The organism is Paenibacillus sp. 2RAB27 (assembly GCF_052115445.1).
Taxonomy (GTDB): Bacteria; Bacillota; Bacilli; order Paenibacillales; family NBRC-103111; genus Paenibacillus_E.
The window spans coordinates 1-25,687 of record NZ_JBFRGR010000016.1 but is presented as its reverse complement, the minus strand read 5'-3'; the positions used below and the strand labels follow the sequence as shown (position 1 = coordinate 25,687).

Here is a 25,687-nt window from a genome sequence, read left to right as displayed (position 1 = left end):
GGCGTTGGTGGACTCAACGCCTTTTGCAAATTTTCAAAATGCCAACTGAGATTGGGGGACAACCATGATGAGGAAAATGGGCTTTCAGAAGCATTATTATTTGATGCTGCTTCCAGGCATGATTTGGCTAATTCTATTCAGTATTGTGCCGATGTTCGGCATCGTGATGGCATTCCAAAATTATAATCCCGGAATGGGTATTTTCGGTTCCGAGTGGGTTGGGTTGGAAAATTTCAACTACATGTTTCAACTGAATGACAGCAAATCAGTCATCACGAACACCGTTATTATCGCTGTGGGTAAAATTGTATTTAATTTAGTAATCCCATTGATTTTTGCGATTTTGTTGAATGAACTTACCAACTTGCGCTACAAAAAGTTCGTTCAGACGGTCGTTTATTTGCCGCACTTTTTATCTTGGGTCATTATGGCGACGATTGTTATCGGTATTTTTGGGTATTACGGCGTTGTCAACACAGTCATTGAAATGTTTGGAGGGGATCCCAAGCTTTTTATGGCGGATGCAAGTATATTTCGTCAGTTGGTTATCGGCACCGATGTGTGGAAAGAGTTCGGTTACAATGCCATTATTTATCTTGCAGCACTAACAGGAGTCAATATGAATCTGTATGAAGCAGCAGCAATCGATGGAGCCAATCGTTGGCAAATGATTAGGAATATTACACTTCCTGCACTGACGACAACGGTCGTGCTGCTGGGAGTTCTAAGCCTCGGTAACGTGCTGAATGCTGGTTTCGATCAGGTATATAATCTCTATAATCCGCTTGTATACTCAACGGGTGATATTTTAGACACTTGGGTATATCGACTGGGTTTGCAGAATCTACAATTCTCACTAGCGACAACGGCAGGGTTATTCAAGTCTGTCATCAGCTTCGTGCTGATTGTCATATCATACCGCCTGGCGTACAGATATGCAGATTATACGGTGTTTTAGAAGGGGGTGTTGCAATGGTAAGAAATACGACTTTAGGATCACGTACTTTCGAAATTGTCAATGTGATTCTCCTTGGCTTGTTGCTGATTAGCTGTATATATCCACTATGGTATACCTTCTGTGTGTCCATCTCTGATAAATCAGCAGCAAACGCAGGATTGGTTACGCTCTATCCCATTGGTTTCTCATTAGCCTCATACAAAGAGATCATAAACGATAATCTTTTCTTAAACTCATTCTGGATTTCGATCCAACGAACCGTGCTAGGTACCGCATTCTCTATGATTGTAAGTATTTTGATGGCCTATCCACTGGCGAGACCTAAGAAAGATTTTACAGCGCGCAATACGTTCATGTGGATACTAGTTTTTTGCATGGTCTTCAATGGTGGTCTGATTCCATGGTATCTCACTATCCAACACTATGGTTTGATTAACTCGATTTGGGCGCTGGTGCTCGGCGGTGGTGTCCCGATCTTCAATGTTATTTTGATTATGAATTTTTTTCGAAATCTCCCGAAAGACCTTAGTGAAGCAGCAATTGTAGATGGTGCCGGCCCTTGGGCAACGTTGTTTCGGATCTATATTCCTTGTTCCATTCCTGTATTAGCGGCAGTAGCGCTGTTTATCAGTGTATATCACTGGAACGAGTTCTTTAATGGTCTAGTGCTGATGAACACTTCCGATAAATATCCGCTCCAAACCTATATCCAGCAGTTGGTTGTTAACATCCCGGTCGGCACAAACCTCACGCCTGAACAGTATAAAAAGCTATCTGAGTTGTCCAATAGGACACTCAATGCCGCCAAAGTCTTTATAGCCATGGTGCCTATGCTAATCGTGTATCCATTTTTACAGAAATATTTTGTATCTGGCATCATGCTGGGAGCTGTAAAGGAATAGTAGAACGAGGGTTGAAGGGCTTACTTCGCGGTAAGCTCTTATTTGTGTTTATTAATGAATTAATTTAATATTGTTTAAATAGAAACAAAAATTATTATTATAGGGTTCATGCAAGAGCGGGTGGGAGGACAAGCCATGAACAAAGAAGATCAGGTCGTCATGGGTTTCAGAGACTTGTATAACAAGATGGTTTGGCTGAATAAGGATAAAATGGAAGACAGTCTTAAGGGGTATACATCAACTGAAGTACATTGCATTGAATACATCGAAAATAATAGTGATTCCAACGTGACAAAACTTGCGGAAACGTTTTATATGACGCGCGGTGCTATAAGCAAATTAACTCAGAAACTTATAAAAAAAGGCCTTATTGTAAGCTACCAGAAGTCGGATAATAAGAAAGAAATCTATTTTAAGCTTACTCAACAAGGAAAAGAAATTTATAATATCCATGCGGATCTGCACAAAGAGTTTCAAGAGCGGGATAAAGCTGTATTTGAGCAAGTAACCGAGGAACAATTTGACAGTGTGCTTAGCTTCGTGAAAAAGTACAATAGTCATTTGGATGCAGAGATAAAGAAAATGGGTATAGATAGCGTCTCGGAATAAATGATAATAGTGACACTTAAACCACATGCAGTCGGGCTCTCTGGAGAACGGCTGCTTTTTTATTGTTGTATTTTTGTTGACAAGGAAACAATAGTCCGATACTATAAGTTTGTTTCCATGGAATCATAATTAAAACTATCGAGGAGGAATTACATGCCCATTTTTAGATCACATAATACAAAGAACACAACTCAAACCGTAAATAAACACGCATTACTATTCGGTCTTATCTCTGTGTTTCTTTGCGGAATAGGTTTCAGTATCATAGCACCTGTCGTCCCGTTCTTAGTGCAGCCTTATACAAGCAGTCCAGGAGAACAAGCTATCATTGTAACGCTGTTGACATCTGTTTATGCCCTTTGCGTATTTTTCGCGGCGCCTATACTAGGCGTATTGAGCGACAAATATGGCCGTCGTCCATTGCTCTTACTATGTCTCACGGGTTCCGCAATCGGTTACTTTGTTTTTGGCATGGGTGGAGCTCTATGGGTGCTATTTGTTGGGCGCATCATAGAAGGTATAACAGGAGGGAGCATTAGCACGATCTTCGCTTATTTTGCAGACATCATACCTCCCGAACAGAGAACCAAATACTTTGGGTGGGTGAGCGCGGTTGTAGGTATAGGTACCGTCATTGGCCCAACTGTAGGCGGATTGCTTGCCAAATTTGGTTATTCTGCACCCATGTTTGTTGGAGCATGCATAACATTATTGAATGTAGTTTATGGATTCTTTTTTATGCCGGAGAGCCTTGATAAGATCAATAGATTGAAAGAGATTTCACTTGTCAAACTGAATCCATTTACACAGCTTGCCAATATACTTGCCATGAAAAACTTACAAAGGCTATTCATCTCAGCATTTTTACTTTGGATACCTAACGGATCCTTACAGGCCGTATTTTCACAATTTACATTGGATAATTTCAGTTGGAAGCCTGTATTAATCGGTCTTATGTTTTCAATTATGGGCGTCCAAGACATCATTGCTCAAGGTTTCGTCATGCCAAAGCTTTTAATGAAACGCAGTGATAAACAGATAGCCATTCTTGGCATGGTTTCGGAGATTATAGGCTACTGTCTAATTGCGCTATCAGCATTATTCTCATTTTATCCTCTTTTTATCATTGGCATGTTTATATTTGGTTTTGGTGATTCAATCTTTGGACCTTCATTCAATGGGATGCTTTCCAAGTCTGTCGATGCGAGTGAACAAGGGAGGATTCAAGGCGGTAGCCAATCTATTCAAGCTTTAGCAAGAATGATTGGGCCAATCGTTGGAGGTCAAATCTATGTATCACTTGGTCATGCTGCACCCGCTATTATGGGAATGATCCTTATTACAGCGGCAGTAGCAGTTTTATATAGGAGAACGCAACTCAGTCAAACAAAACTCTAAATCACATTCCTTTAGCAGGCAGGATTACACAGCAAAATGTTGAATTCTCTGGAAGAAGTTAAATCACCAGAGGTGAGATATGAAACATTGTGAAGATAAGGTAGCAGGACATGCAATGATTGATATGTTTAACGGTATTGAATGGAAGGAAAGAAACCCAATTCTGAACGACTTGTTTCAATCAGGCTCTGAACTGACGTGTAGTCCACTTTCGCCAGGACTTGAGGCAGAAGTGGTAAAGATCACACTTGGAGAGAATCAATTTGTACTGAAAGTGTGGAACCGACGTTCGAAACCTGACGTCGCGCGTCAATATCACCTACTGGAAGCTCTACTTCATCAGAAAATCCGCGTATCCGTACCGATCGGTTATGGACAAACCGAAGCTGGGGATGCGGTGTTGCTGACCCGATATCACGGAACGACGGTTACGAAGGTGAGTCCGAGCATTTTCAAGAAGATAACGTCTGTTCTAGCTGACATTCATCGATTGTCTCCAGATGATTTGGCGGGGATGGAACTAGCTAAGTATGATTTTATTACTTATTTTTTCCCTGGGATCGAGGCATTTCCAGTAATGAAGGAGAATCTGATCGATCTCGTTGACGCCGCGGATATGAGAATGGACCGGCTCATACACGGGGATTTCAATCTTGGCAATATGCTAGAAGAGGATGGACACTACACGGTGATCGACTGGACGAACGGGCAATTAGGAGATCCTAGGTATGATCTGTCATGGGCTTGTCTGCTTCTGCGTATCTATGTGAGCGAGAGCAAATACCTTACCTTTTTATACAAATATCAAGAAGAAATTCCTGTAGCTGCTGGGGAATTGGAGATCTTTGAAGCGATGGCTTGCCTGAGGTGGCTGCTGCTCGATCGAATCGCTGGTGTGCCCAAATACCCGAATACAATGAAGAGAGTAAGAAAAATCGTCAGGGACAATCCATTAATAAATGAGAATGGGCTGCTGTAAAGTGGAAGAACGCCTGAGAAATCGGGCTTTTTTTGGTTAAGAAAAGGAATCTTCCTATGTTCTCACGAATAGTGGAATTGTGATTTATTCTGATAGCATTACACACATGCAGAGGAGAGGGACAGGTTGACACAAGAGTGGCAGGCCAATTGGCTGACAGATCGTGCTTTTATGAATTTGGAAAAACCCTATCTTTACCATAAAGAGCATGATGAGGTTACCGTTGAACCGTATATCCCGGATTTACAACATCACCATTGGTATGTAAGAAATGTATTCATGTTGGATGACAAGGTGATAGATGGGGACAAGATCTGGCTTCATCTTACTGCAGATGATTATTACAAACTGTATATGAATGGTGAGTTCGTTGGACAAGGGCCCGCACAGAGTGATGCGAATCATTATTATTTCAATCGTATAGATGTAAGTTCCTTTTTAAAAGTTGGGGAAAATGTAATAGCCGTTCATGTCTACTATCAGGGGCTGTTAAATCGCGCTTATAATAGCGCCGATAACCGACAAGGTCTCATAGCGGAACTTTGGGCAGGCGAGCATTTACTGATCAAGACAGATCGGACATGGAAAGCCAAGAGAGTTAATGATAATCGACCTGGAGTGACGTTCGGTTATGATACGCAATTTACAGAGCATTTGGATGCAAGGCTATCGGAGCGAGGTTGGACAGAACTTAGCTACGATGATTCTGATTGGGCACATGCAGATGCTGCGGAGCATACGGATTATACATTTGTTCAGCAGCCAACGCCGCTGCTCTCCGTATATAAGAAGCAGCCTACACATGTCGAACGGCTTGCAGCAGGTCATTATCTGATCGACTTCGGAAGCGAGTTGACAGGCCAATTCGCCATGCGTGCACAAGGAAATGCGGGAGAACAAGTACATATTATGTCAGGGGAAGAGCTATTGCCTGGAGATAAAGCAGTTCGCTACGAAATGCGCTGCAATTGCCTTTATCATGACCAGTGGACGTTATCCGGTGACATAGATAACTTCGAAACCTACGATTATAAGGCATTTCGTTATGTGGAAGTGCAAGGGCCTGAGGAAGCGCTGAATCCGGAATCTTTCCACGCGGTGGTCAGGCACTATCCGTTAGATGACCAAAGCTGTCTGCTTCACAGCTCAGATGAGTTGATGAATCAAATTTTTGACATTTGCAAAAATGGTGTCCGATATGGATCCCAAGAAAATTTCGTGGACTGTCCGAGCCGAGAGAAGGGGCAATATCTGGGTGACAATACGATTATTGGTCACTCCCACATGCTGCTCAGTGGGGATTTACGGCTGACACGCAAGGCTATTGAGCAATTTGGGCGTAGTTCGTTCGTTTGTGAAGGCATTATGGCCGTTGTTCCAGGACATTTCATGCAGGAAATAGCTGATTTCTCTTTGCAGTGGCCGATGCAAGTTTTGACGTATTATCGTTACAGTGGGGATACGGCATTCCTTCAGGAAATGTACCCGTATGCGGAAGGTTTACTTAAACATTTTGAGAATTTCGAGCGTGAAGATGGATTGCTTGAAAATTTCACGGACAAATGGAATCTGGTCGATTGGCCACAAAATTTACGTGACAACTATGATTTTGATCTGAGCAGGCCAGTCGGTCCCGGCTGCCATAATGTCATCAATGCACTATATCTCGGCTGTGTAAGCAGTGTAAACGAGATTCGCGAATTACTCGAAGTTGCTTATGAGAATCGGCTACCGCGATTAAAAAAGAGCTTCTTAGCAGCTTTCTATGATGAGAAGAACCGCTTGTTTATAGACTCGGAGCAGAGTACGCATCATGCTCTGCATGCCAATGTACTCCCACTGCTGTTCCATATCGCTCCAGAGGAATCAGTCAGCGCGATTGTTGACATGATCCGCGCCAAGCGGTTTGCATGCGGCGTTTATTTCTCCTACTTTGTCATGAAGGCACTTGCGGAGGTCGGAGAGCATGGGTTGATTTATGACTTGCTCTCAGCCGATGATGAACACTCATGGGGGAATATGATCAAAGAAGGAGCAACCACCTGCTTCGAAGCATGGGGGAAAGATCAGAAGTGGAACACTAGCTTATGCCATCCATGGGCAAGCGGGCCGGTTCCAGTACTGATCGAGGATATTATAGGTCTAAAGCCAGCGAAGCCGGGGTGGCAAGAGATCGCGTTTTGTCCGAAGCTTCCTGCAAGCTGGACGTCATTCTCCTTACAGCTGAATGTTCCAACCGGTACGATTCAACTCCGCTATGAGAATGGGGAATGGAGCGAGAGCTTCCCAGCTGGTATCCCAGTCAGACGAGGATAAAACTTTGTGTACATAAGAAAATAAGTTAAGTATATCTAGCCGGCTGACGTTTAATTGTCAGTCGGCTTTCTTTTTTGAAATTTACAAGCACTTAGAAAGTAACCAGTATAATCATAAATATGCTATTATTGGGATATATGGGATGTGCCTAACAAGATAAAGACCCGAGTAGAGAAGAGGAGCTGAGAATACGTGAAAAAATGGCTAACAATGACTGCCCTTTCTGCGATGTTGCTTAGTTCATGCTCAGCCGCGGGGGAGGGAAGGTCGACAATCGCCGATACTCTTTCGGGAACCAAATCCCACAAACAACAATTAATTCATGCCGAAGGAACAAATGTCATAGACCGGATAGCCGTACCGAAAGGCTACGAGAGAGTTCCCGTAGAGGATGGGTCATATGGGCATTATTTGCGTAATCTACCCCTGAAGCCACATGGTTCCAAGGTACATTTGTTTAATGGGGATCTTAAGGCTAAAGAGGTTTACGAAGCTGTGCTCGATGTGGATGTAGGTGAGCGGGATTTGCAGCAATGCGCCGATGCGGTTATGAGGCTGCGGGCGGAATACCTGTATGGCATTGGCAATTTTGATAAGATTCATTTCAATTTTACGAATGGCTTTAAAGCTGACTATGCAACGTGGAGGAAAGGGAATCGGATTGACGTTTCTGGCAACAAGGTCTCATGGGCCAAACGAGGAGCACCCTCCAACAGCTACGAGGTGTTTCGAAGCTATTTGAACATGGTATTTGCGTACGCAGGAACGTTGTCCTTGTCAAAGGAAATGAAACAGGTACCGCTATCAGAGATGCAGCTTGGAGATGTGTTTCTGGAAGGGGGCACGCCTGGACATGCAATTGTGGTATTGGATATGGCTGAGAACCCCAAAACCGGTGATAGGCTCTTTCTACTAGCTCAGGGATACACACCTGCGCAAGATATACACATTCTGGAGAATGGAGCGAATGGAGAGGGTAATCCTTGGTATTCCACTTCGTTTGAGGGAAAGTTGAATACCCCGGAATGGACATTTACAAGGGAACAACTATATAGGTTCACAGACTAATGCGAGGGAGAAGGCCCAATTGGATCTTCTCTTCTTTGTTTTTCCGGTCCATTGATCAGGAGATCAGTCTGCCTTTATGAAGAGACTTCAAATTCTTATTGGAGTTAGAAATGATAGGGAGCATTTTCAAACTGCTAATCATAGGAGAAAGGCATTGGTGGCAAGTTGGTACATATTCAAAGGAGAAATTGTCCCGAATCCAACCCTTACAATCTTCATTATTACATGCCCAGACTTTCGTGTCTTCCTGAATGAGATCCTCAATCGATTTTTTTCGAAAATACATGGTTTGCTCCTCCTTCTAATAAAAAAACTGCCCTTAACACTTGTTAAGGACAGTTCACTGTGGATTGATTACAGTTTTACAACATTTTCAGCTTGAGGACCGCGGTTGCCTTGAGCTACGTTAAATTCTACGCGTTGTCCTTCGTCTAAAGATTTGAATCCATCTCCTTGAATTGCGGAGAAATGAACGAATACGTCATTTCCGCCTTCCATCTCAATAAATCCAAAACCTTTCTCTGCGTTAAACCATTTCACTGTTCCTGTTTCCATAATAAAATACCTCCAAATTGTTATTAACATGCTTTTTTCAAACAAAAAAAATCACACATTGAAAAAGGCACCATTACACAAATGATCACTTTTTCAATATGTGAGTTTATGTCAAAGCTGTTTATTGACCAATCATAGCACACAAAAGTGTGATAAGCAAATTAATAATGGTTCTCTCTTTCCTATATGACATATGTCATACCGTCTACATGATGTTTATGACTGCAACGAACTGAAAGCGATATCTATAATGAAGATAGGATACGACAACTGATATTCGCTAACATGTCCTGCGCAACATATCGAGGAGGAACGATACGATGACACAATCCACACTAACTAACTTAAAAAAACAGGTTGCCCCTTATGAAAAATCAAATACGAGGGCTAGTATCAAACAGCTCATTAATACCTTAGGACCTTTAGTCGTACTATGGGTAGCTGCCTATCTAAGCCTATCTATATCTTATTGGATCACATTACCGATTACGATCATCGCATCTGGATTTGTGATACGTACTTTTATCATTTTCCATGATTGTTGTCATCAATCGTTCTTCAAAAGCCGTAGAGCTAACGAAATCGTCGGTACAATTACAGGTATCCTTACACTCTTTCCCTATCAGCAGTGGAAAAATAGTCATTCCATCCATCATGCAACGAGCAGTAACCTCGAGAAACGTGGAATAGGTGATATGTGGGTACTTACCGTCGACGAATATGCCGCATCTTCCGTATGGGTCCGAATGGCATATCGGTTATATCGGAACCCATTCATTATGTTCGGACTTGGTCCCATCTTTTTGTTCCTATTTACGAACCGCTTTAATACGAAAGGTGCTAGACGCAAGGAAAGAATCAGTACGTATATGACGAATGTTTCCATCCTTGCTTTATATGGGTTACTGATCTGGATAGTTGGATGGCAGTCGTTTGTTCTGATTCAAGCTCCGATTATGTTCGTAGCAGGCTTGATGGGAATCTGGCTGTTTTATGTGCAACATCAGTTCGAAGACTCCTACTTCGAGAAGGAAGATGAGTGGAGTTATGTGAAAGCCGCGGTAGAAGGAAGCTCCTATTATAAGCTGCCGAAGCTGCTACAATGGATTACTGGAAATATTGGGTTTCATCATGTTCATCATTTGAGTCCGAAGGTGCCCAATTATAATTTGGAAAAAGCGCATAATGCAACGCCTCCACTTCAAAAAGCAACGACTATAACAATCGGCACCAGTTTGAAGTCGCTAAGTTTTAAACTATGGGATGAGCGTAATAAAACGTTTGTCGGTTATAAAAATAAAAAGCAGGTAAACCTTAAGGAAAATGAGCATGATCCTTTGACTAACAAAATAAACATAAAAGTCCGTAAATCAACCTTTCAAGGGCAATAAATACATCGTTTCATGTTTATGTTAAAATATAAGTAAAACTATGTTGGAGAAAAAGAGGCTAAACGGACTATGCAAAAGTGGTATCAAATTTTTCACAAAAACACCGGCATTAGTCCGTATGTGTGGGTTGTCTTCTATATCCTCCCTTTTTATTTCATATTTCGTTCTTCGACCATATATCACATTGTATTAGGCACAATCATGATTGTGGTTTTCTTTAGTTGTTATGTGCTGTCCTTCGTATCTAAAGGATGGATTGTGTACTTTTGGACTAGTATACAAATTATTATTTCGGTTATTATGGGCATCGCCTTCAGCTATGTGTACTTCTCACTGTTTATAGCCTTTTTTATTGGTACCATGAAAAGTCGAGCAGGATTTATTACGTTGTACTGCATACATCTAGTTACCACCATTGCAACGGTTAACTATGGATTGGTATCCCAAAATCCTGTGTATTTTAACCAATTGCCCTTTATCATCATTTGTGTAATTGCCGTTATCCTCATTCCTGTCACGACGTTCAACCGGAATAGGAGTGAACAACTCCAGGGACAGCTAGAGGATGCAAATAAGCGGATTTCCGAATTGGTAAAGTTAGAAGAGCGCCAACGAATCGCCCGCGACTTACACGATACACTTGGTCAGAAACTCTCATTAATTGGTTTAAAGAGTGATTTGGCTGGGAAATTAATTAGCAAAAATCCGGCGCAAGCACAAATCGAAATCAATGATGTACGTCAGACAGCTCGAATTGCGTTAAAGGAAGTTCGAGAAATCGTAACGCAAATGCGTGGTACAAGACTAGTGGAAGAGATGTTTCGAATCAAACAGATTTTGAAGGCTGCAGAAATTGACCTCATTGTAGAGGGAGATCCGAAGTTAACCAACACGTCTCTGATCAATGAAAACGTGTTGAGTATGTGTTTGAAGGAATCTGTTACGAATATTATCAAACATAGCAGTGCTACTTCATGTTCAATCTCTATTGAACCATCACCAAGCGATCTCGTTATTAAGGTCGAGGACAATGGGGTTGGGATAACGAAAGAATGTCTTGTGTTACTTGGAAATGGCTTACGGGGTATGAAAGAGCGACTAGAGTTTGTAAACGGCTGTATGGAAATTGTCTCAGACAAAGGAACCATGATTGTTATAAAAGTTCCGAATGCTATCATACCACCAGAAAGGGAGGTGCGGATATGATCCGAATTGTGATTGCCGAGGACCAGCGGATGCTGCTTGGCGCACTTGCTTCCTTACTTGATTTGGAAGAGGATATGCAGGTCGTTGGTAAAGCGAGCAATGGCGAGGATGCTGTCAAACTAGTTAAACTGCATAAGCCAGATATTTGTGTCATGGATATCGAGATGCCCATCATGAACGGTTTAGATGCGGCGGAAGAACTAAAGGGACTGGGTTGCAAAGTCATTATCTTGACTACGTTTGCTCGTTACGGGTATTTTGAGAGGGCTGTCAAGGCAGGAGCCAACGGTTATTTGTTGAAAGATAGCCCAAGCGAGGAACTCGCTACCTCGATTCGGAGCGTTATGGCTGGCAGACGAATTTATGCCTCAGAGCTAGTAGATGAGACTTATCATGAAGAAAATCCTTTGACCGAGCGGGAAAAGGAAGTCTTGAACCTGATCGCTGATGGGAAAAACACGAAGGAAATCGCTGATCACATGTATATTACAAGAGGTACTGTTCGCAACTACATTTCCGTTATTCTCGATAAGCTCAATGTCAGTAACCGAATTGAGGCTATTATGCGTTTCAAAGAGAAGGGCTGGTTCAAATAGTTTATTTAGTTAACGTGCCAGGGTATAATCACCTCATGCGGTGACGTACTTGTTGAGGCCGGTCACCGTGAGGGATCGGTAAATTTAGGCGGAAACACGTGAGCGACAGCTTTCGTCCTTTTTGAGGACGAGGGCTTTTTTTTGTTTTCACAAATTTTGAATTAGGAGGAACTGGATCATGAGCATATTTATTGGAGGAGCATGGCCTTAGGCTAACGGATCACTTCACTTAGGACGGGTAGCGAGTTTACTTCCAGGAGACGTGATTGCGCGGTATTTTCGGCTAAAGGTAGAAGAGGTACTATATGACCACTTGGGCATATGTTGAGTGTCCCGCTGGAAGAGCGCTAAACCAAGTTGAAGTATTGTTCCAACGGATTGATGTAAGCAAAGCATTTTGATTGATTATATAAGCATGCAAAATAAAGCCCATCTGCTGTGGATCTGCTGGGCTTTATTTTTATACTCGCTTATTATTTACTCTGATGTTTTCTTCATTACTAGGCTTAATAGCGAATAAAGCAAGAAGCGCAGCAACAACACATGTACCCGAGATGCTGTAAAACATAAGTTGTGATGACATCTTCATAAGGACTGAAGCCAGTGGAGGGCCTAACGCAACGCCAATGAATCTCATCGAACTATAGATAGAAGTTATTGTGCCTCGTTCTGCTTTATCAATCCCTTCCGTTATCAGGGCATCTAAGCAGGGAAGTGTGACACCAATGCCAATGCCGGCAATACTAACTAAAGTAATCAATACGTATAGAGATTGTACCATGCCAGAAATAACAAGTGCTGCAGTCACAATAGCTACGCCACTAAAAGTAATCCACTTCATTAACTTCTTGTTTTCACCAATTTTTTTGCCAGTTAGGAAAGACGCAAGACATAGCGCTGCCGAAGGGATGGCAATCACACAGCCTTTCCATATGCCTTTAATCTGATATTTGTCTTCAAGTGTGTCCGATAAATAAAACAATGTCCCAAAAATGACAAACATACAGATGCAACCAATGGCAAAAATTGCAGATAACCAACGACCATTCTTCGAAAATATTTGCTTAAGGTTTTGAAGAAAGTGACTAAATCTAACTATTACTTCTTTCTCATCTTTTTTCTTAGGGGATTTAACTAGAAAGGCAACTAATAGTGTAGATACCACACACAACACAGGGATGGTGAGAAAGGGGAGAAACCACACCACGAAAGCCAACACCGATCCTAGAATAGGACTCAGAACTTTGCCTAGCGTGTTGGCCGTTTCTACAATCCCCAGGCTTTTACTGACTTCACTTTCGTGTTGGTACATGTCACCGACAAGTGGCAGTACAATGGGGAAAGCTCCCGCCGCGCCTACTCCTTGTAACGCTCGTCCTAGCATAATGACTACATAAGGGTGTTCCAGCCACCATGCGCCTAAACCAGAAATCAAACCACCAATGCCAGTTATGAGTAAACTGGGGATAATAATGATCTTCCTGCCGAAGCGATCCGACAAATACCCCGCAATCGGTATAAGTAGGATAGCCACTGCTGAGTAAATCGTAATTAATAAGCTCACTTGGAATGAAGTTATTTGTAATTTGTTGCGAATAGATGGTAGGACGGGAATAAGCATAGAATTTCCCAACGTCATAATTAAGGGGATGGACGCAATAGAAAGTAGACTCCATTTATTTGTTTTCATAATCCAGTGCCTAAACCTAGCCATAAGAAATGCACGTTATCACCTCTTGCATTAATTTGCGCAATCATTATCGAATTAATCCCATTAATCCAGTTGGTATTTAATTAATAATGAATTGGATAAAGCGAAAGCACGAAGATCCCCAGAGCTGTTAGTTTGTGCGAATTATTAAGATATATCAACCAAGAAGATAAGGCAGGAAGGAATAGGCATGTACATCATCATGCATAATAAGGTTTAACAGAATATACATAACAAAATGAATATGAAATAAGTTAGGAGCCATAAAATGAAAACAATAGTAATACCGAGTTTATTTGTTTGTTTGAGTATTGCAACTGCCATGTCATTTCCAATTTACTATGCACTAAAAGGAAGATGAATCTAAAAATACTATCTTTTGTCGTAAAAAGAGACTACTGAAGGTTACGCTTCGGTAGTCTCTTTGCTGCAAAATCTGTCTGCAAAATAACAACAGAAATGGAAGCACATTTCGATTGAATCGATTCATACGTATTCCTGTGATCGCATTTTTATGGCTGTACCTACATTTGGTCCCGATGCTGCGTGGGTTCGCCAGTAGTTGGAAGACGAAGCCTGGTTAGCACTTCCTGCAGTTCAAGCAGGGCGAGTTCATTATATCGATTTCTCGTTGGCCAATTATAATCCAATCTGAGGCAACAAAGAAGCAAGATCATAAGTATCACTAATTTCAGAAAAAAAGCAGTAGCTGCAGGGTTAAAAGTATTTTATAGCGGCGTTATTATGCTTGCCCTTTTTCCAACGGTATACGGAGCTGATTGGCCTGAGAGAGGTTGGTGCTAATAATTTAGCACGGTAACTAGCGTTCATAGCTAAACGAAATTGGCAGCCAACCCAAGTGGATTGGTTGCCTTTTTTAAAAATGACAGTAAGATTTATTCTCAATTAGTTACATACTTGAATAGTTCGAAGGCTACAGTTAAGATTTCTAGTAAATGTTTTTCATGAAACTTTGCAAGCATCATGGATTCCTATGGAGTCAAACGAAGATTCACACGCACTCAGTAAGTCAAAGCCCAAATCGGACTAGAGTTAGAAGCAATCACGATTGCACAATTCAGGAAGCGTTCCGCGTTTCAGCCGCTACGGCGCGTTGCGCCCTGTCTGCTGGCAGCAGCAAGAACAAGACTGCTAGGAGAGAAGCCGTCAGGAAAACGGCCGAACCCACGAGCGAGACGGAGATCGCATGGGCAAAAGTCATATCTGAAGGAACTTCCTGCCGGTTCGTCGTCTCGAAGACGGCGATCAGGACTGCGAGTCCGAGCGACGCGCCAGTCTGATGAGCGACGTTGACGAGCCCTGACGCTGCTCCTGCATCCTTGGCTTCCACACCGGACAACCCTAGCGTCGTAAAAGGCTGAAAGATCATTCCAGCACCACCCCCCATGACGATCAAAGGGAAAAACAGTTGAGGAAGAAAACTCGAATCAGCCGAAATGAGGCTCAGCCAGCTTGTTCCAGTGATCGCGATTATCAACCCGGCGATTAATACTTTTGCATGACCGAATCGGGCTAAAAGCGTAGGCATGGCATACATCATCCCGAACTGAACGACCGTGAACGGCATGATCGCGAGTCCAGCCTGCAAAGAATTGAAATGAAGGACCTTTTGCAGAAACTGCGGAACGAAGAAAAAGATCGGATAATTTCCACACAAGAGCAACAGCCTACCCAAATAAGCTCCGGATCGTGTTCGGCTTGCGAACAGACGAAGTGGGGTAATTGGCTCTTTCGCCCGTGCTTCGACCCGTACGAAAGCCGCTAGCGAGACACCTCCGAGAGCAAGCGAACTCCATACTTCCGGCGCTTTCCATCCGACAGACGCGGCTTGAACGAACCCGAATGCCAGTGCCGTCATGCCGATCACCGACGTCATGGCTCCCATGATATCCAGTCGCCCCGCTTTCGTCTCCGTCTCCTGCATATACCGAGGCACCATAAGAAGCAGAGCGACGCCGATCGGTACGTTGAGGAACATCCCGGCGCGCCAAGATATTAGATCCGTCAACAATCCGCCAATGATTAGACCAACGCTGCCGCCGGCTCCCGATACGGCGCTGTAAACAGCAATCGCTTTCGTCCGTTCCCGGCCTTCCGAGAAGCTTACGGACAACAGGGCGAGTGCAGACGGAGTCGCCATCGCTGCGGCCAATCCTTGCAAAGCTCGTGCTGCAAGCAGAATCGAAGCGGACGGCGCCAAGCCGGCCAACATCGAGGCCAGCGAAAACAAGGCGATCCCCGCGGTGAATGTTTTTCTCCTTCCTAGGATGTCCCCCGCTCGAGCGCCTAACAACAAGAAGCCTCCGAACGCCAAAATATAAGCGTTTTGCACCCAAGTCAAAGCGGCCGTCGACAGATGGAGAGTACTGCCAATTTCCGGTAATGCGGTAACCAAGACTGAAGCGTCGAGCACCATCATTAGCTGACAGGCGACGATTATTGTCAAAATAATTCGTTTCGAATGTTCATTCAAGAGGATAACCTCCCTTTCGCGTTATAACGGTTATTATGACGCGATTCGGTATCGGGAAGTAGCTCATTCCTGCTAAAAAATTGATCAATACTGCAAAGAGGTAAAACATATTGTTGGATTAACAGGTTTGCGCTCTTATAGGAAATGCGTATAATAGGAGAGGATAGAAGGAATGGAGGAACGTTTCTATGCAGACGAAATTGGATCAATTATTGAATATAGTGGATTCCCTTTATCTTGCAGAGGGCCGTACGGAGACGTCAATACCCTTTTTTTCGCTAGTCCGACGCAACCGGCCGACGGAGATCATACCCGGCGTTCTAACTCCCTCTTTTTGCCTGATTCTACAAGGGGGCAAGAAGCTTCACCTCGGTCAAGACACGATCTATTATAGCGCAGGCGACTATTTAGTTTCGTTGATCGATATACCGGCCTCTGGACAAGTCATCGGCGCTTCGCGGCAATCGCCGTATATCGGCTTACGAATCGATATAACGGCGGAAGAGATTGCTTCTGTCATGTCAGATACCGGTATCACTGTGGAGCCACTCGACCGAAAGCTCGGCCCAGGAGCCTACGTAGGCAAATCCGATGAGCACTTGCTGCTCTTATTCATCCGGCTGTTGGAACTGCGAGTTAAGCCAGAGACGGAAATCCGCTTTCTGTCTTCGCTGATCAAGCGCGAGATGATTTTCCGCTTGCTTACGGGAGATTATGGGCACTTGTTTGTCCAACGGGTTTTCATGGACCAGCAGAATGAGGGGATCAGTAGAGCCATTGAATGGATAAAAGAGAATTACAACAGAACCTTTACAATCGAAGAGGTAGCGAGATCGTCCAAAATGAGTGTCTCAGGACTTCATCACAAATTCAAAGCTGTCACAACGATGGCTCCCCTGCAATATCAGAAGCAGCTTCGCCTTCAGGAAGCGAGACGCCTCATGCTGAACGGCTCCGTGAACGCGACATCCGCCGCGCTGGAGGTCGGATACGAGAGCCCGGCTCAATTCAGTCGTGAATACCGCCGGCTTTTCGGGCTCCCACCGCTTCAAGATATGAAAGCGTTCCACAGAAAACCAGTACCGGAAGCGTTCGAGACCAGCTAAAGCATTCAATTCCTCATTTTGAATTAATGTTTTGTCTATAGTGGCGTATTCTTTTTAAAATGTGTAAAATAATGTTATCTGAAAATGGAGGGGCTTTAATGACAATAGGATCCCAGGACGATATCGATGGTCTGAAGGCAATCGGCAAAATCGTTGCAATGACGATTAATGAAATGAAACGTCACACACGTGTTGGTATGACTACAAAGGAACTTGATGAAATCGGAGGTAGCTTTTTGAAAAGGCATGGGGCTGTGCCGGCACCGAAATCAACATACAATTTCCCAGGCAACACCTGTATAAGCATTAACCATGAAGTAGCCCACGGAATACCTGGAAATCGCATCATCCAACCTGGCGATTTAATAAATATTGACGTTTCGGCAGAATTGGGAGGTTATTATGCGGATGCGGGGCAGTCTTTTCCAATAACTCCAACCAATCCATCCTTATTGCGTTTATGTGAATACACACACAATACGATGATGAAAGTAATCTCTTCACTTAAGCATGGCGTTAAATTGAATGAAATCGGACGGATTATTCAAATCGAGGCTAAAAAAGGCGGCTATAACGTTATTAATAATTTGTGTAGTCACGGTATTGGAAAATCCTTGCATGAGGCTCCGACAGAGATTCTTCCTTTCTATAACAAACACGATAAACGTGTATTGAGAGAGGGTTTAGTCATTACGATTGAGCCTTTTTTATCAACGGGTGCGGATTATGTCGTTGAGCAGTCGGATGGGTGGACATTTAGTTTACCGGGCGGCGGCTTTGCGGCACAACATGAGCACACCATTATTATTACTAAGAATCAACCTATCATCGTGACGGTAGCTTAGGATAGCTGTACAAAAGTGGAGGACGCAGAACGTTTGTTCAATGATGATGATGTGTCAACGCGCTAGGACCAAATGGTCTAGCGCTTTTTTTGTTTCAGCAATTTAATTATAGTTTGGTAGAACATTTTTTCTATTTTGGAACTATTTGAGAGCACACGTCGTATGTATCATGCAGAGAAAATTCCGCTGTCGAAAGGAGGTGACCTAGACAATGAGTATTAATCTTGTAAAAGGTCAAAAAATAGACTTAACGAAAGGCACTACCGGCCTTTCTAAACTTGTAGTTGGTCTTGGATGGGATCCAGTGACAAGTGAATAAATCTGCTTATATCCGAGTAGTGAATGCTGCCAATAATCAAGAGTTGATTCGGTTTAATTTAACTGATAATTACGCAACGAGCTGAACGTTACCAATAAAATAATAAAACGGAGGTAATCATTCCATGCCAATCAATCTATCTAAAGGTCAGAAAGTAGATCTTACAAAAACAAATCCAGGGCTATCAAAAATATTTGTAGGTCTTGGTTGGGACACGAATAAATACGATGGTGGCGGCAATTTCGATCTTGATTGTTCTGTGTTTTGCACAAACGCTGCAGGTAAAGTTGATAATGAGAAAAACTTTGTTTTCTATAACAACAAGGAAAATGAAAATGGATCTGTTATACATAATGGTGACAACCGTACAGGTGACGGCGCTGGTGATGATGAACAAATAAATGTTAATTTATCGGCGGTTCCAGCAACGATCGAGAAAATTGCTTTTGCGATTACGATTCATGAAGCTGCAGCGCGTAATCAGAACTTTGGGCAAGTTTCCAATGCCTACGTTCGTATTGTTAATGAAGTGGATGGCCAAGAGCTAATCCGTTACGACTTGGGTGAAGATTTCTCCATTGAAACTGCTGTGGTCGTAGGTGAATTATATCGGAATTCAGGTGAGTGGAAGTTCTCGGCGGTAGGCAGTGGGTACAGAGAAGGCCTTGGCGGTTTAGCGAAGGATTACGGTTTAGCTTAGTAATATGGAATGATAGAAGCCCTCGCCTTATACGCGACGGCTTTTTGTTTTGTCTTAGTTTCAATTGAATATGGGCAATTTGCGTACCCTCCTACTAAGCTGTTTTTGAGTTTCTTGCCCGTACTCGGGAGTACATGGCTTTCAGAAGACCGTCAATTTGAGCCGTTGTTTGAAATCGCGATGCAAAAAGAACTTTATCAACTCCTATTCGAATGGTTATGTGCAGAGTCTGCCGTGGAGTGGAGTCGAAATCCCCAGAATCGCACCGCAGAAGGAATGGTACAAGATGTATTGGTGGTTGTGGCGGCGGGGCTGGCACCTGTGCTGTCATAATCAATCATACGGATTTAGCTTGGGGGCAACCTGGTTCGCCGAACCTTATTTTGGTTAAAGGGAATGGAGAGGCCTAACCCAAAGGAGATGTTTTTCATGCCAAACGTACAAAAAGTAGTATTAGAAGCAGCCGCGCTTAAAGTTGTGCAAGATAATGAAAACCCACCGTATTTATTTGACCTGGGTCCGGAGAAAGGGCGCGAAACAGTCGATGCTGTCCAATCAGGAGATATTGAGAAACTACCGGTCGACATTCAAGATATAGTAATCGAGGGAGGTTCGAGCGGTCAAGTATCGATTAGGCTGATGCGCCCGAAAAATGTAACGGCAAAGTTGCCGGTCATTCTTTACATTCACGGAGCCGGCTGGGTATTCGGCAACTCACATACCCATGATCGCCTCATCCGAGAGTTGGCGGTCGGTACAGAGGCGTGCGTTGTATTCCCGAACTACAGCCTTTCGCCGGAAGCCAAATATCCTACGGCCATCGAAGAAATTTACGCCGTCCTGCAATGGATTTCCGATAACGGTGAAGAAAACAGGTTCGATACGGATCGCCTCTATGTAGCTGGTGACAGCGTAGGCGGAAATATGACGGCAGCTATTACACTGATGGCGAAAAATCGCAAAGGTCCAAAGATTCATAAACAACTGCTCTTCTATCCTGTAACGAATTCGAGCCTGAATACGGAATCTTATAAGGAATTCGCAACTGGTTATTTCCTTCGGAAAGATGGTATGGCTTGGTTTTGGGAGCAGTATGTGGCGGAGCCGCGGGATAAGGAAGACATCTATGCAGCACCGCTGCGCGCGACCACAGATCAGCTTGCAGGACTCCCACAAGCACTCATTATTACGGCTGAAGCCGATGTCTTGCGCGATGAAGGCGAGGCATATGCCAATAAGCTTCGCGAAGCAGACGTTCACGTGACGGCTGTCCGTTTTCAAGGCATAATTCACGATTTCGTTATGCTTAACGCTTTGGCGGACACGGCTGCAGCTAGAGGTGCGATTATGCTTGCAAACGCGTGGTTAAAAGAATAATCAGAACGGTAGGAAGTATAGGCAACCTTTTTCCATATAAGATGTACAATGACCATTGGAAAAAGGGTGGAGTGAAGCTGCGGGAGTGCCTTGGGCTTACCGGCACTAAAGCCGGATGCGAGAATGGGGACTGCGGTGCATGCACCGTATTGGTTGATGGCGCGCCGATCAAATCCTGTTTTATGCTTGCTGTTGAAGCTCCTGGCCGCAAGGTCACAACGATTGAAGGCTTAGGTGGAGAGACGGCTGTGCAGCAAGCATTTATTCCAGCTACGAAGAGATCCGGGAAGCTGTCCAAGTTGCGAAGGCAAAAAGCAGGATGAAGGGTGACAGAAATAGTTAAATCAAACAAAAACCATCGCCATTATGAATGGCGATGGTTTTATTCAATAAAGGGTAGGAATCGGAGGACACGCTACAGTATCGATATACCTTGAATCTATGCCATCATATAACCAGAATGATCCTGTCCACCTAAAACCTGATGTTCCGAAGGACTCTACACGAATCGGAAAAAACCAGAAACTGTCGCCATTTTTTAACCATACATAGGTGTATTGATTAACGCAATCGATCATGTATGAGCCAGAGGACTTTGCCGGGGGATATGTGGGCGGCGGAGGCAGCTGTTGCAAACTCATTGTCCATTCCACTCCTTTAAAAGTAGGTGTTTATCATTCCTTATTCATGTTATGTAGGTGAGTAACCATTTGTCTGTGCGGCTGCCTAAGATTAAAGACGTTAATCTTTATGTTCAAATAAAAGTATGGGAATGTGAAACGGTATGTTACATTACTTTTAAGTAGTTATTTCGGGAATTATGTGTATCAAATTTGTTATGGAAACATGTATACGATAAAATTAATTCCAGATAAGGAGAAGCAAAATGAAAATTGCGAATGCTATTTTAATGAAAGAGATTAATTTAAATAACGTACGTCAAGCACTTAAACAAATCGAAACGGCTACCAAACCACAACTGTCCAAATTAACTAAACTCAGTGTGGTCACCGTTAATTCTCTTGTTAAAGAATTGCATGAACTAGGAGAAATATTTGAGGACGAAACGGTCCCTTCCAACGGTGGAAGACCGGCTTTAACCTATCGTTTTAATTATGATTTTAGTCTAGCACTTGTTATCAGTTTAAAAGAGAATCAAGGCAACGAACTAGTTACTGTTATGGTTGTTAACTTAGAAAATCGAATTATAGATAAAGAAGAACATATATTGCCACGGTTTGAACGCCAATTTCTTTACGAAAGTATTGAACATCTTATCAATCTGTATCCTTCCATTAAAGTGATTGGCGTTGGAATCCCAGGGCAAACAGTAAACGGAGAAGTGACGGTAACTAGTCATAGTGAATTAAAAGGAATCCGTTTAGCTGAAGAAATCGAATCGAAGTTTAATTTGCCAGTGTTGGTTGAAAATGATGTTAATGCAGCTGTCAGCGGTTTTTATGCGAACCATGAATTTTCTGATGATAGGTCGATCGTTGGCATTTACTTTCCTACAAAATATCCTCCAGGCATGGGAATTTATCTTAATGGCAGTTTAGTTAAAGGTAAGAGCGGAATGGCTGGAGAAATTAAATTCCTCCCAAACGATCAACAATGGAGTCAAATGAACAGTACACTATTTGTCCATTCCTTATGTCAGCTCATTCATACTGTGAATGCTATTCTCGCGCCAGACATGGTTGTCGTTTATGTAGATAGGGTAGACGTAAATTTCTGGAGAAACGAGTGGGAGAGGTATCAACAGGAACATATCATGCCGACCTATCCTGAAGTGATCCAACAAGACGCGTTCCAAGAGGATTTCGAATCTGGCATGCGATGGATCACACTAAAAGAGCTGGAACCGACCATTAATTTCAATTAAGAAAGTCCCCTGAGATTCCTTCGATTCCTTCAGGGGTTCTTTTTAATATATTGACAAAAAAATATGAATCGCACATACTAAATAAAGATTCTTTATAAAGTATAATTTTAAAGGGGGTGGTTATATGGCTACATGGTTTTTACTTATTATATATCTTGCTTTCGTCAGCCTCGGTCTTCCAGATTCATTGCTGGGATCAGCTTGGCCTGTCATGTGGCAAGACATAGGGACATCAATGGGGGCGGCGGGAATTGTGTCCATGACGATAGCCGCGGGGACCATTGTATCAAGTTTAGCTAGCGGTGCTATAGTTAAACGTCTGGGAACCGGAAAAGTAACTCTAATTAGTTGCTTATTAACAGCAGGGGCGTTACTCGGATTTTCAATTTCACCTTCCATGCTGTGGCTCATTATTTTTGCTATTCCCCTTGGACTTGGTGGTGGCTCTGTTGATGCAGCTTTAAATCATTATGTTGCTGAAAATTATAAAGCTCATCACATGAATTGGCTCCATTGTTTCTGGGGAGTTGGGGCTACAATGGGTCCAATTGTAATGTCAGGATATATAGGGGATAACGGCTTCTGGAGGGGAGGATATGTTGCGGTATCCATTGTTCAGTTTTCACTCGTTGTTATATTGTTTGTCACGCTTCCTCTTTGGAATCGTGTGGCTGCCAAACGTAAGGAAGAACGTTTACGAATGAGTGAAACTACCAATAAACCAGAACTTGAGCCGGTCGACTCATCCTTAACGAAGGTAAATATCCTACAAATCAAAGGTGTAAAACCTACTCTAATCGCTTTCCTATTTTATTGTGGCGTTGAAATGACCATAGGACTATGGGGGGCCAGTTATTTGGTTGGTCCATTGGAAATTTCCGCTGAGAGTGCGGCCCGCTGGATCTCCTTGTATTATGCAGGCATTACATTAGGAAGGTTGATAACCGGATTTATTGCCCTTGAGGTTAGTAATCGTGTGTTAATTAGATACGGACAGATCGTAACAATTGTCGGGGGAATATTTCTTCTACTTCCATTATCGGGTACATTTTCTTTAATTGGAATTATTCTTATAGGATTAGGCCTTGCTCCGATATATCCTGGACTTTTGCATGAAACTCCCGCTCGTTTCGGACGCGATAATTCAGCCAAATTAATGGGGTACCAAATGGCAGTCGCCTACACCGGAACAACATTCCTTCCCCCTATGTTTGGTCTTATTGCGTCACAAATTAGTTTATCTCTATTCCCAATTGTCGTCTTAGTATTTCTCGCCCTAATGTTGATAAGTGTGGAAACGGTGAATCGTATCTTAAATAAACAAGTGAAGGGGAATAACTTGTGAAAATCGCGCACATTGCTATGTATGTAAAAGATCTGGAGCTTAATAAACAATTTTTCATCAAATTCTTTAATGCCAAATCCAATGCAATGTACGTTAACGCTCAGACCGGGTTGAAAACGTATTTTTTAACCTTTGATGAAGGGGCTGATTTAGAGATTATGTCTAGGCCGAATATGACGGATGGATCTAAAGAGTTGACCAGGGCAGGATTCAGCCATATGGCATTTAGTGTTGGCAGCAAAGAAAAAGTTGACTTATTAACTAGGCAGCTAGCGGATGCCGGTTATGATATCTTAAGTGGCCCTCGTACTACGGGAGATGGTTATTACGAAAGTTGCGTATTAGGACCTGAAAATAATCAAATTGAAATTACTGTTTGAGTGCTGTATCTAAGTTCATTCAAAAATCGCTACTATATGCACTCATGAGACATCTGTGACCAAAGCAGATACGGGATCGGCCTGAATGTGTTCGCCACAGAGAACCTATTTAAAAATATGATCAATTTCGTTGATTTCTTTTTTTGTCAGGTGGACGTCTAATGTTTTTAAATTATCTAGCACTTGATCTGTTCTTTTTGCACCGGGAATGACAACATCAATTGAATCATGTGTTAAATACCAAGCAAGGACTACATGAGCAACTTCGGCATTTTTTTCATTTGCAATTTTACGGAGCTGCTCTACCTTTTCTAAATTTTCATTAAATTTACCGCCATGGAAGTGAGGCATATCTTTACGAAAATCATTGAATGTCATATCCGTATTGTATTTACCGGCCAGCAAGCCCGAAGCTAGTGGAAAGTATGGAATAAAAGAGATTTTATTCTCTGTCGTATAGGGAAAGAATTCTTGTTCCGCTTCACGCTGCAGCAAATTGTAGTTTCCCTGTAATACATCAACATAGTCATCCTTATTGGCTTCTTTCAATTGTTCGAGTGAAAAGTTAGAAACGCCAATTGCTCTAATTTTACCTTCGTCTTTAAGCTGGTTTAAGACTCCAACCGCCTCATCCTTTGGTGTATCCTGATCTGGAAAATGAATATAAAATAAATCAATGTAATCTGTTTGCATCCTTTTCAAACTATCTTCAACGGCTTGTTTTAAAAAATAAGGTGAATTATTCATGGCAAGATCATTGCCGACAAGTGTAAGGCCGGCTTTTGTTGCAAGGATGAGTTCATGACGCTTACCTGCTTCTTTTATCACTTCACCTACTAACTCCTCTGAACGTCCTATTCCATAAAAAAACGCTGTATCTAAAAAATTCACTCCATTGTTGATCGCAGTCCGCACCAAATCTTTGCCTACTTCTTCATTTAAATTAGGAAAAACATTATGCCCACCCACAGCGCTTGATCCAAGCCCGATTGGATTGACAACTAAATCTGTTTTACCAATTCGTGTTAGCTTCGTCATTCTCTTCAACTCCCTCTCATTTTACCCTACTTTTACCAGTATCCACATCATAATGCATTACGTTACGTAAGTTTCAAGCGCATAATAAAAAAATTTGATGGCGACCGAAAATGAAAAATAAAAAACGAAGCGAAGCACACGAAAAAATGTGCTAGCTTCGTTTTTTTGTCGAGTAACAAGAAAATAGATCGATAAGCATTGTCCCATTCACCGCATCTATGGCTATTGTGAAATATATTAATTACATGTATGCATCATTTTCGTACTATAGTGGAATTACGAAGAAATAAGCATTTTTACGGAATGGTACGCACTCAATCATCTATAGAAGTAGTTCGCTATCCGTAGATCTGTCTGAGAGGAGAGATTAAATATGATGCACTTTTATTTCTCAAATAAAGCTCATATTTTTTGGGATGATGTGATTGAAGCCGTTGTGATTCGTTGGAACTCCTTAGCACAGGAAGATGAGTTTCGCGTGCCTCTTAATAAACTCATTGAACTTGCAG

Annotated in this window: 23 protein-coding genes and 3 pseudogenes; 21 read left to right on the top strand and 5 right to left on the bottom strand. The window is 42.6% G+C overall.

Translation table 11 applies throughout. The features are described 5' to 3' along the window. Window positions 1–67 precede the first annotated feature (67 nt). The 7 genes from AB4114_RS20880 (at window position 68) to AB4114_RS20850 (ending at window position 8,230) form a co-directional block, all read left to right on the top strand. A complete protein-coding gene (locus AB4114_RS20880; RefSeq protein WP_441990274.1) occupies window positions 68–958 on the top strand; it encodes an ABC transporter permease in 891 nt (296 codons plus the stop codon). 14 nt (window positions 959–972) lie between these two features. Continuing rightward, entirely contained in the window at window positions 973–1,860 is an 888-nt protein-coding gene (locus AB4114_RS20875; protein ID WP_441990174.1) for a carbohydrate ABC transporter permease, read from the top strand. A 135-nt stretch (window positions 1,861–1,995) separates the two neighbouring features. Continuing rightward, on the top strand, window positions 1,996–2,469 hold the full coding sequence (locus AB4114_RS20870; protein WP_441990173.1) for a MarR family transcriptional regulator: 474 nt from the start codon (window positions 1,996–1,998) through the stop codon (window positions 2,467–2,469). Between the two features lie 153 nt (window positions 2,470–2,622). After that, window positions 2,623–3,867: an MFS transporter gene (locus tag AB4114_RS20865; RefSeq protein ID WP_441990172.1), complete on the top strand. Its 1,245-nt coding sequence runs from the start codon at window positions 2,623–2,625 to the stop codon at window positions 3,865–3,867. A gap of 79 nt (window positions 3,868–3,946) precedes the next feature. Further along, a complete protein-coding gene (locus AB4114_RS20860) occupies window positions 3,947–4,846 on the top strand; it encodes a phosphotransferase family protein (RefSeq protein ID WP_441990171.1) in 900 nt (299 codons plus the stop codon). Between the two features lie 126 nt (window positions 4,847–4,972). Beyond that, on the top strand, window positions 4,973–7,162 hold the full coding sequence (locus AB4114_RS20855; RefSeq protein ID WP_441990170.1) for a family 78 glycoside hydrolase catalytic domain: 2,190 nt from the start codon (window positions 4,973–4,975) through the stop codon (window positions 7,160–7,162). Between the two features lie 192 nt (window positions 7,163–7,354). Further along, entirely contained in the window at window positions 7,355–8,230 is an 876-nt protein-coding gene (locus tag AB4114_RS20850; RefSeq protein WP_441990169.1) for a DUF4846 domain-containing protein, read from the top strand. Between the two features lie 55 nt (window positions 8,231–8,285). Here AB4114_RS20850 and AB4114_RS20845 read toward each other — a convergent pair whose 3' ends face one another. Beyond that, window positions 8,286–8,516, bottom strand: coding sequence for a cold-shock protein (locus AB4114_RS20845; RefSeq protein ID WP_068669718.1), 231 nt, complete (start codon window positions 8,514–8,516; stop codon window positions 8,286–8,288). 68 nt (window positions 8,517–8,584) lie between these two features. Next, window positions 8,585–8,785, bottom strand: coding sequence for a cold-shock protein (locus tag AB4114_RS20840; protein ID WP_056625586.1), 201 nt, complete (start codon window positions 8,783–8,785; stop codon window positions 8,585–8,587). Window positions 8,786–9,105: 320 nt separating this feature from the next. Between AB4114_RS20840 and AB4114_RS20835 the strand changes: the two genes are divergently transcribed. The 4 genes and pseudogenes from AB4114_RS20835 to AB4114_RS20820 form a co-directional block, all read left to right on the top strand. After that, complete coding sequence (locus AB4114_RS20835; RefSeq protein ID WP_441990168.1) at window positions 9,106–10,176, top strand: fatty acid desaturase; 1,071 nt, start codon at window positions 9,106–9,108, stop codon at window positions 10,174–10,176. 69 nt (window positions 10,177–10,245) lie between these two features. Then, window positions 10,246–11,382, top strand: coding sequence for a histidine kinase (locus AB4114_RS20830; RefSeq protein WP_441990167.1), 1,137 nt, complete (start codon window positions 10,246–10,248; stop codon window positions 11,380–11,382). Continuing rightward, window positions 11,379–11,978, top strand: coding sequence for a response regulator transcription factor (locus AB4114_RS20825; RefSeq protein WP_171636711.1), 600 nt, complete (start codon window positions 11,379–11,381; stop codon window positions 11,976–11,978). The genes AB4114_RS20830 and AB4114_RS20825 overlap by 4 nt, the downstream gene beginning before the upstream one ends. 178 nt (window positions 11,979–12,156) lie before the next feature. Continuing rightward, window positions 12,157–12,285 (top strand): annotated as a pseudogene (locus AB4114_RS20820) (class I tRNA ligase family protein); the annotation flags it as partial. Window positions 12,286–12,438: 153 nt separating this feature from the next. On the opposite strand, the gene AB4114_RS20815 reads toward AB4114_RS20820, so the two are convergent. Continuing rightward, a complete protein-coding gene (locus AB4114_RS20815) occupies window positions 12,439–13,668 on the bottom strand; it encodes an MFS transporter (protein WP_441990166.1) in 1,230 nt (409 codons plus the stop codon). 1,099 nt (window positions 13,669–14,767) lie between these two features. Further along, a complete protein-coding gene (locus AB4114_RS20810) occupies window positions 14,768–16,183 on the bottom strand; it encodes an MFS transporter (protein ID WP_441990165.1) in 1,416 nt (471 codons plus the stop codon). 188 nt (window positions 16,184–16,371) lie between these two features. Between AB4114_RS20810 and AB4114_RS20805 the strand changes: the two genes are divergently transcribed. The 10 genes and pseudogenes from AB4114_RS20805 (at window position 16,372) to AB4114_RS20760 (ending at window position 24,140) form a co-directional block, all read left to right on the top strand. Beyond that, the gene (locus tag AB4114_RS20805; protein ID WP_441990164.1) at window positions 16,372–17,289 is read left to right on the top strand and encodes an AraC family transcriptional regulator N-terminal domain-containing protein; all 918 of its coding nucleotides are present in this window, start codon (window positions 16,372–16,374) and stop codon (window positions 17,287–17,289) included. A 98-nt stretch (window positions 17,290–17,387) separates the two neighbouring features. Next, window positions 17,388–18,134 (top strand): type I methionyl aminopeptidase, encoded by a 747-nt coding sequence (gene map / locus AB4114_RS20800; RefSeq protein WP_441990163.1) that lies wholly within the window; start codon window positions 17,388–17,390, stop codon window positions 18,132–18,134. A gap of 211 nt (window positions 18,135–18,345) precedes the next feature. Further along, a pseudogene (locus AB4114_RS20795) lies at window positions 18,346–18,447 on the top strand (TerD family protein); the annotation flags it as partial. A gap of 130 nt (window positions 18,448–18,577) precedes the next feature. Further along, the gene (locus tag AB4114_RS20790; RefSeq protein ID WP_441990162.1) at window positions 18,578–19,153 is read left to right on the top strand and encodes a TerD family protein; all 576 of its coding nucleotides are present in this window, start codon (window positions 18,578–18,580) and stop codon (window positions 19,151–19,153) included. Window positions 19,154–19,267: 114 nt separating this feature from the next. After that, window positions 19,268–19,486 carry a hypothetical protein gene (locus tag AB4114_RS20785; RefSeq protein WP_441990161.1) on the top strand — a complete coding sequence of 73 codons (219 nt, stop codon included), beginning with the start codon at window positions 19,268–19,270 and terminating at the stop codon, window positions 19,484–19,486. A gap of 96 nt (window positions 19,487–19,582) precedes the next feature. Next, window positions 19,583–20,530: an alpha/beta hydrolase gene (locus AB4114_RS20780; RefSeq protein ID WP_441990160.1), complete on the top strand. Its 948-nt coding sequence runs from the start codon at window positions 19,583–19,585 to the stop codon at window positions 20,528–20,530. Window positions 20,531–20,607: 77 nt separating this feature from the next. Then, a pseudogene (locus tag AB4114_RS20775) lies at window positions 20,608–20,793 on the top strand ((2Fe-2S)-binding protein); the annotation flags it as partial. Window positions 20,794–21,416: 623 nt separating this feature from the next. After that, window positions 21,417–22,415 (top strand): ROK family protein, encoded by a 999-nt coding sequence (locus AB4114_RS20770; RefSeq protein ID WP_441990159.1) that lies wholly within the window; start codon window positions 21,417–21,419, stop codon window positions 22,413–22,415. Between the two features lie 124 nt (window positions 22,416–22,539). Then, a complete protein-coding gene (locus AB4114_RS20765; RefSeq protein WP_441990158.1) occupies window positions 22,540–23,760 on the top strand; it encodes an MFS transporter in 1,221 nt (406 codons plus the stop codon). After that, window positions 23,757–24,140, top strand: coding sequence for a VOC family protein (locus tag AB4114_RS20760; RefSeq protein ID WP_441990157.1), 384 nt, complete (start codon window positions 23,757–23,759; stop codon window positions 24,138–24,140). The genes AB4114_RS20765 and AB4114_RS20760 overlap by 4 nt, the downstream gene beginning before the upstream one ends. A gap of 105 nt (window positions 24,141–24,245) precedes the next feature. On the opposite strand, the gene AB4114_RS20755 is transcribed toward AB4114_RS20760, so the two are convergent. Next, window positions 24,246–25,178 (bottom strand): aldo/keto reductase, encoded by a 933-nt coding sequence (locus tag AB4114_RS20755; protein WP_441990156.1) that lies wholly within the window; start codon window positions 25,176–25,178, stop codon window positions 24,246–24,248. Window positions 25,179–25,687 lie beyond the last annotated feature (509 nt).

What these genes read in the sequence shown, in the direction of transcription:
- AB4114_RS20770 (WP_441990159.1), top strand. Translation starts at nt 21,417, where the DNA reads ATGAAAATTGCGAATGCTATTTTAATGAAAGAGATTAATTTAAATAAC.
- AB4114_RS20865 (WP_441990172.1), top strand. Translation starts at nt 2,623, where the DNA reads ATGCCCATTTTTAGATCACATAATACAAAGAACACAACTCAAACCGTA.
- AB4114_RS20830 (WP_441990167.1), top strand. Translation starts at nt 10,246, where the DNA reads ATGCAAAAGTGGTATCAAATTTTTCACAAAAACACCGGCATTAGTCCG.
- AB4114_RS20755 (WP_441990156.1), bottom strand. Translation starts at nt 25,178, where the DNA reads ATGACGAAGCTAACACGAATTGGTAAAACAGATTTAGTTGTCAATCCA.
- AB4114_RS20815 (WP_441990166.1), bottom strand. Translation starts at nt 13,668, where the DNA reads ATGAAAACAAATAAATGGAGTCTACTTTCTATTGCGTCCATCCCCTTA.
- AB4114_RS20880 (WP_441990274.1), top strand. Translation starts at nt 68, where the DNA reads ATGAGGAAAATGGGCTTTCAGAAGCATTATTATTTGATGCTGCTTCCA.
- AB4114_RS20835 (WP_441990168.1), top strand. Translation starts at nt 9,106, where the DNA reads ATGACACAATCCACACTAACTAACTTAAAAAAACAGGTTGCCCCTTAT.
- AB4114_RS20845 (WP_068669718.1), bottom strand. Translation starts at nt 8,516, where the DNA reads ATGTATTTTCGAAAAAAATCGATTGAGGATCTCATTCAGGAAGACACG.
- AB4114_RS20805 (WP_441990164.1), top strand. Translation starts at nt 16,372, where the DNA reads ATGCAGACGAAATTGGATCAATTATTGAATATAGTGGATTCCCTTTAT.
- AB4114_RS20765 (WP_441990158.1), top strand. Translation starts at nt 22,540, where the DNA reads ATGGCTACATGGTTTTTACTTATTATATATCTTGCTTTCGTCAGCCTC.
- map (WP_441990163.1), top strand. Translation starts at nt 17,388, where the DNA reads ATGACAATAGGATCCCAGGACGATATCGATGGTCTGAAGGCAATCGGC.
- AB4114_RS20840 (WP_056625586.1), bottom strand. Translation starts at nt 8,785, where the DNA reads ATGGAAACAGGAACAGTGAAATGGTTTAACGCAGAGAAAGGTTTTGGA.
- AB4114_RS20780 (WP_441990160.1), top strand. Translation starts at nt 19,583, where the DNA reads ATGCCAAACGTACAAAAAGTAGTATTAGAAGCAGCCGCGCTTAAAGTT.
- AB4114_RS20875 (WP_441990174.1), top strand. Translation starts at nt 973, where the DNA reads ATGGTAAGAAATACGACTTTAGGATCACGTACTTTCGAAATTGTCAAT.
- AB4114_RS20870 (WP_441990173.1), top strand. Translation starts at nt 1,996, where the DNA reads ATGAACAAAGAAGATCAGGTCGTCATGGGTTTCAGAGACTTGTATAAC.
- AB4114_RS20790 (WP_441990162.1), top strand. Translation starts at nt 18,578, where the DNA reads ATGCCAATCAATCTATCTAAAGGTCAGAAAGTAGATCTTACAAAAACA.
- AB4114_RS20825 (WP_171636711.1), top strand. Translation starts at nt 11,379, where the DNA reads ATGATCCGAATTGTGATTGCCGAGGACCAGCGGATGCTGCTTGGCGCA.
- AB4114_RS20860 (WP_441990171.1), top strand. Translation starts at nt 3,947, where the DNA reads ATGAAACATTGTGAAGATAAGGTAGCAGGACATGCAATGATTGATATG.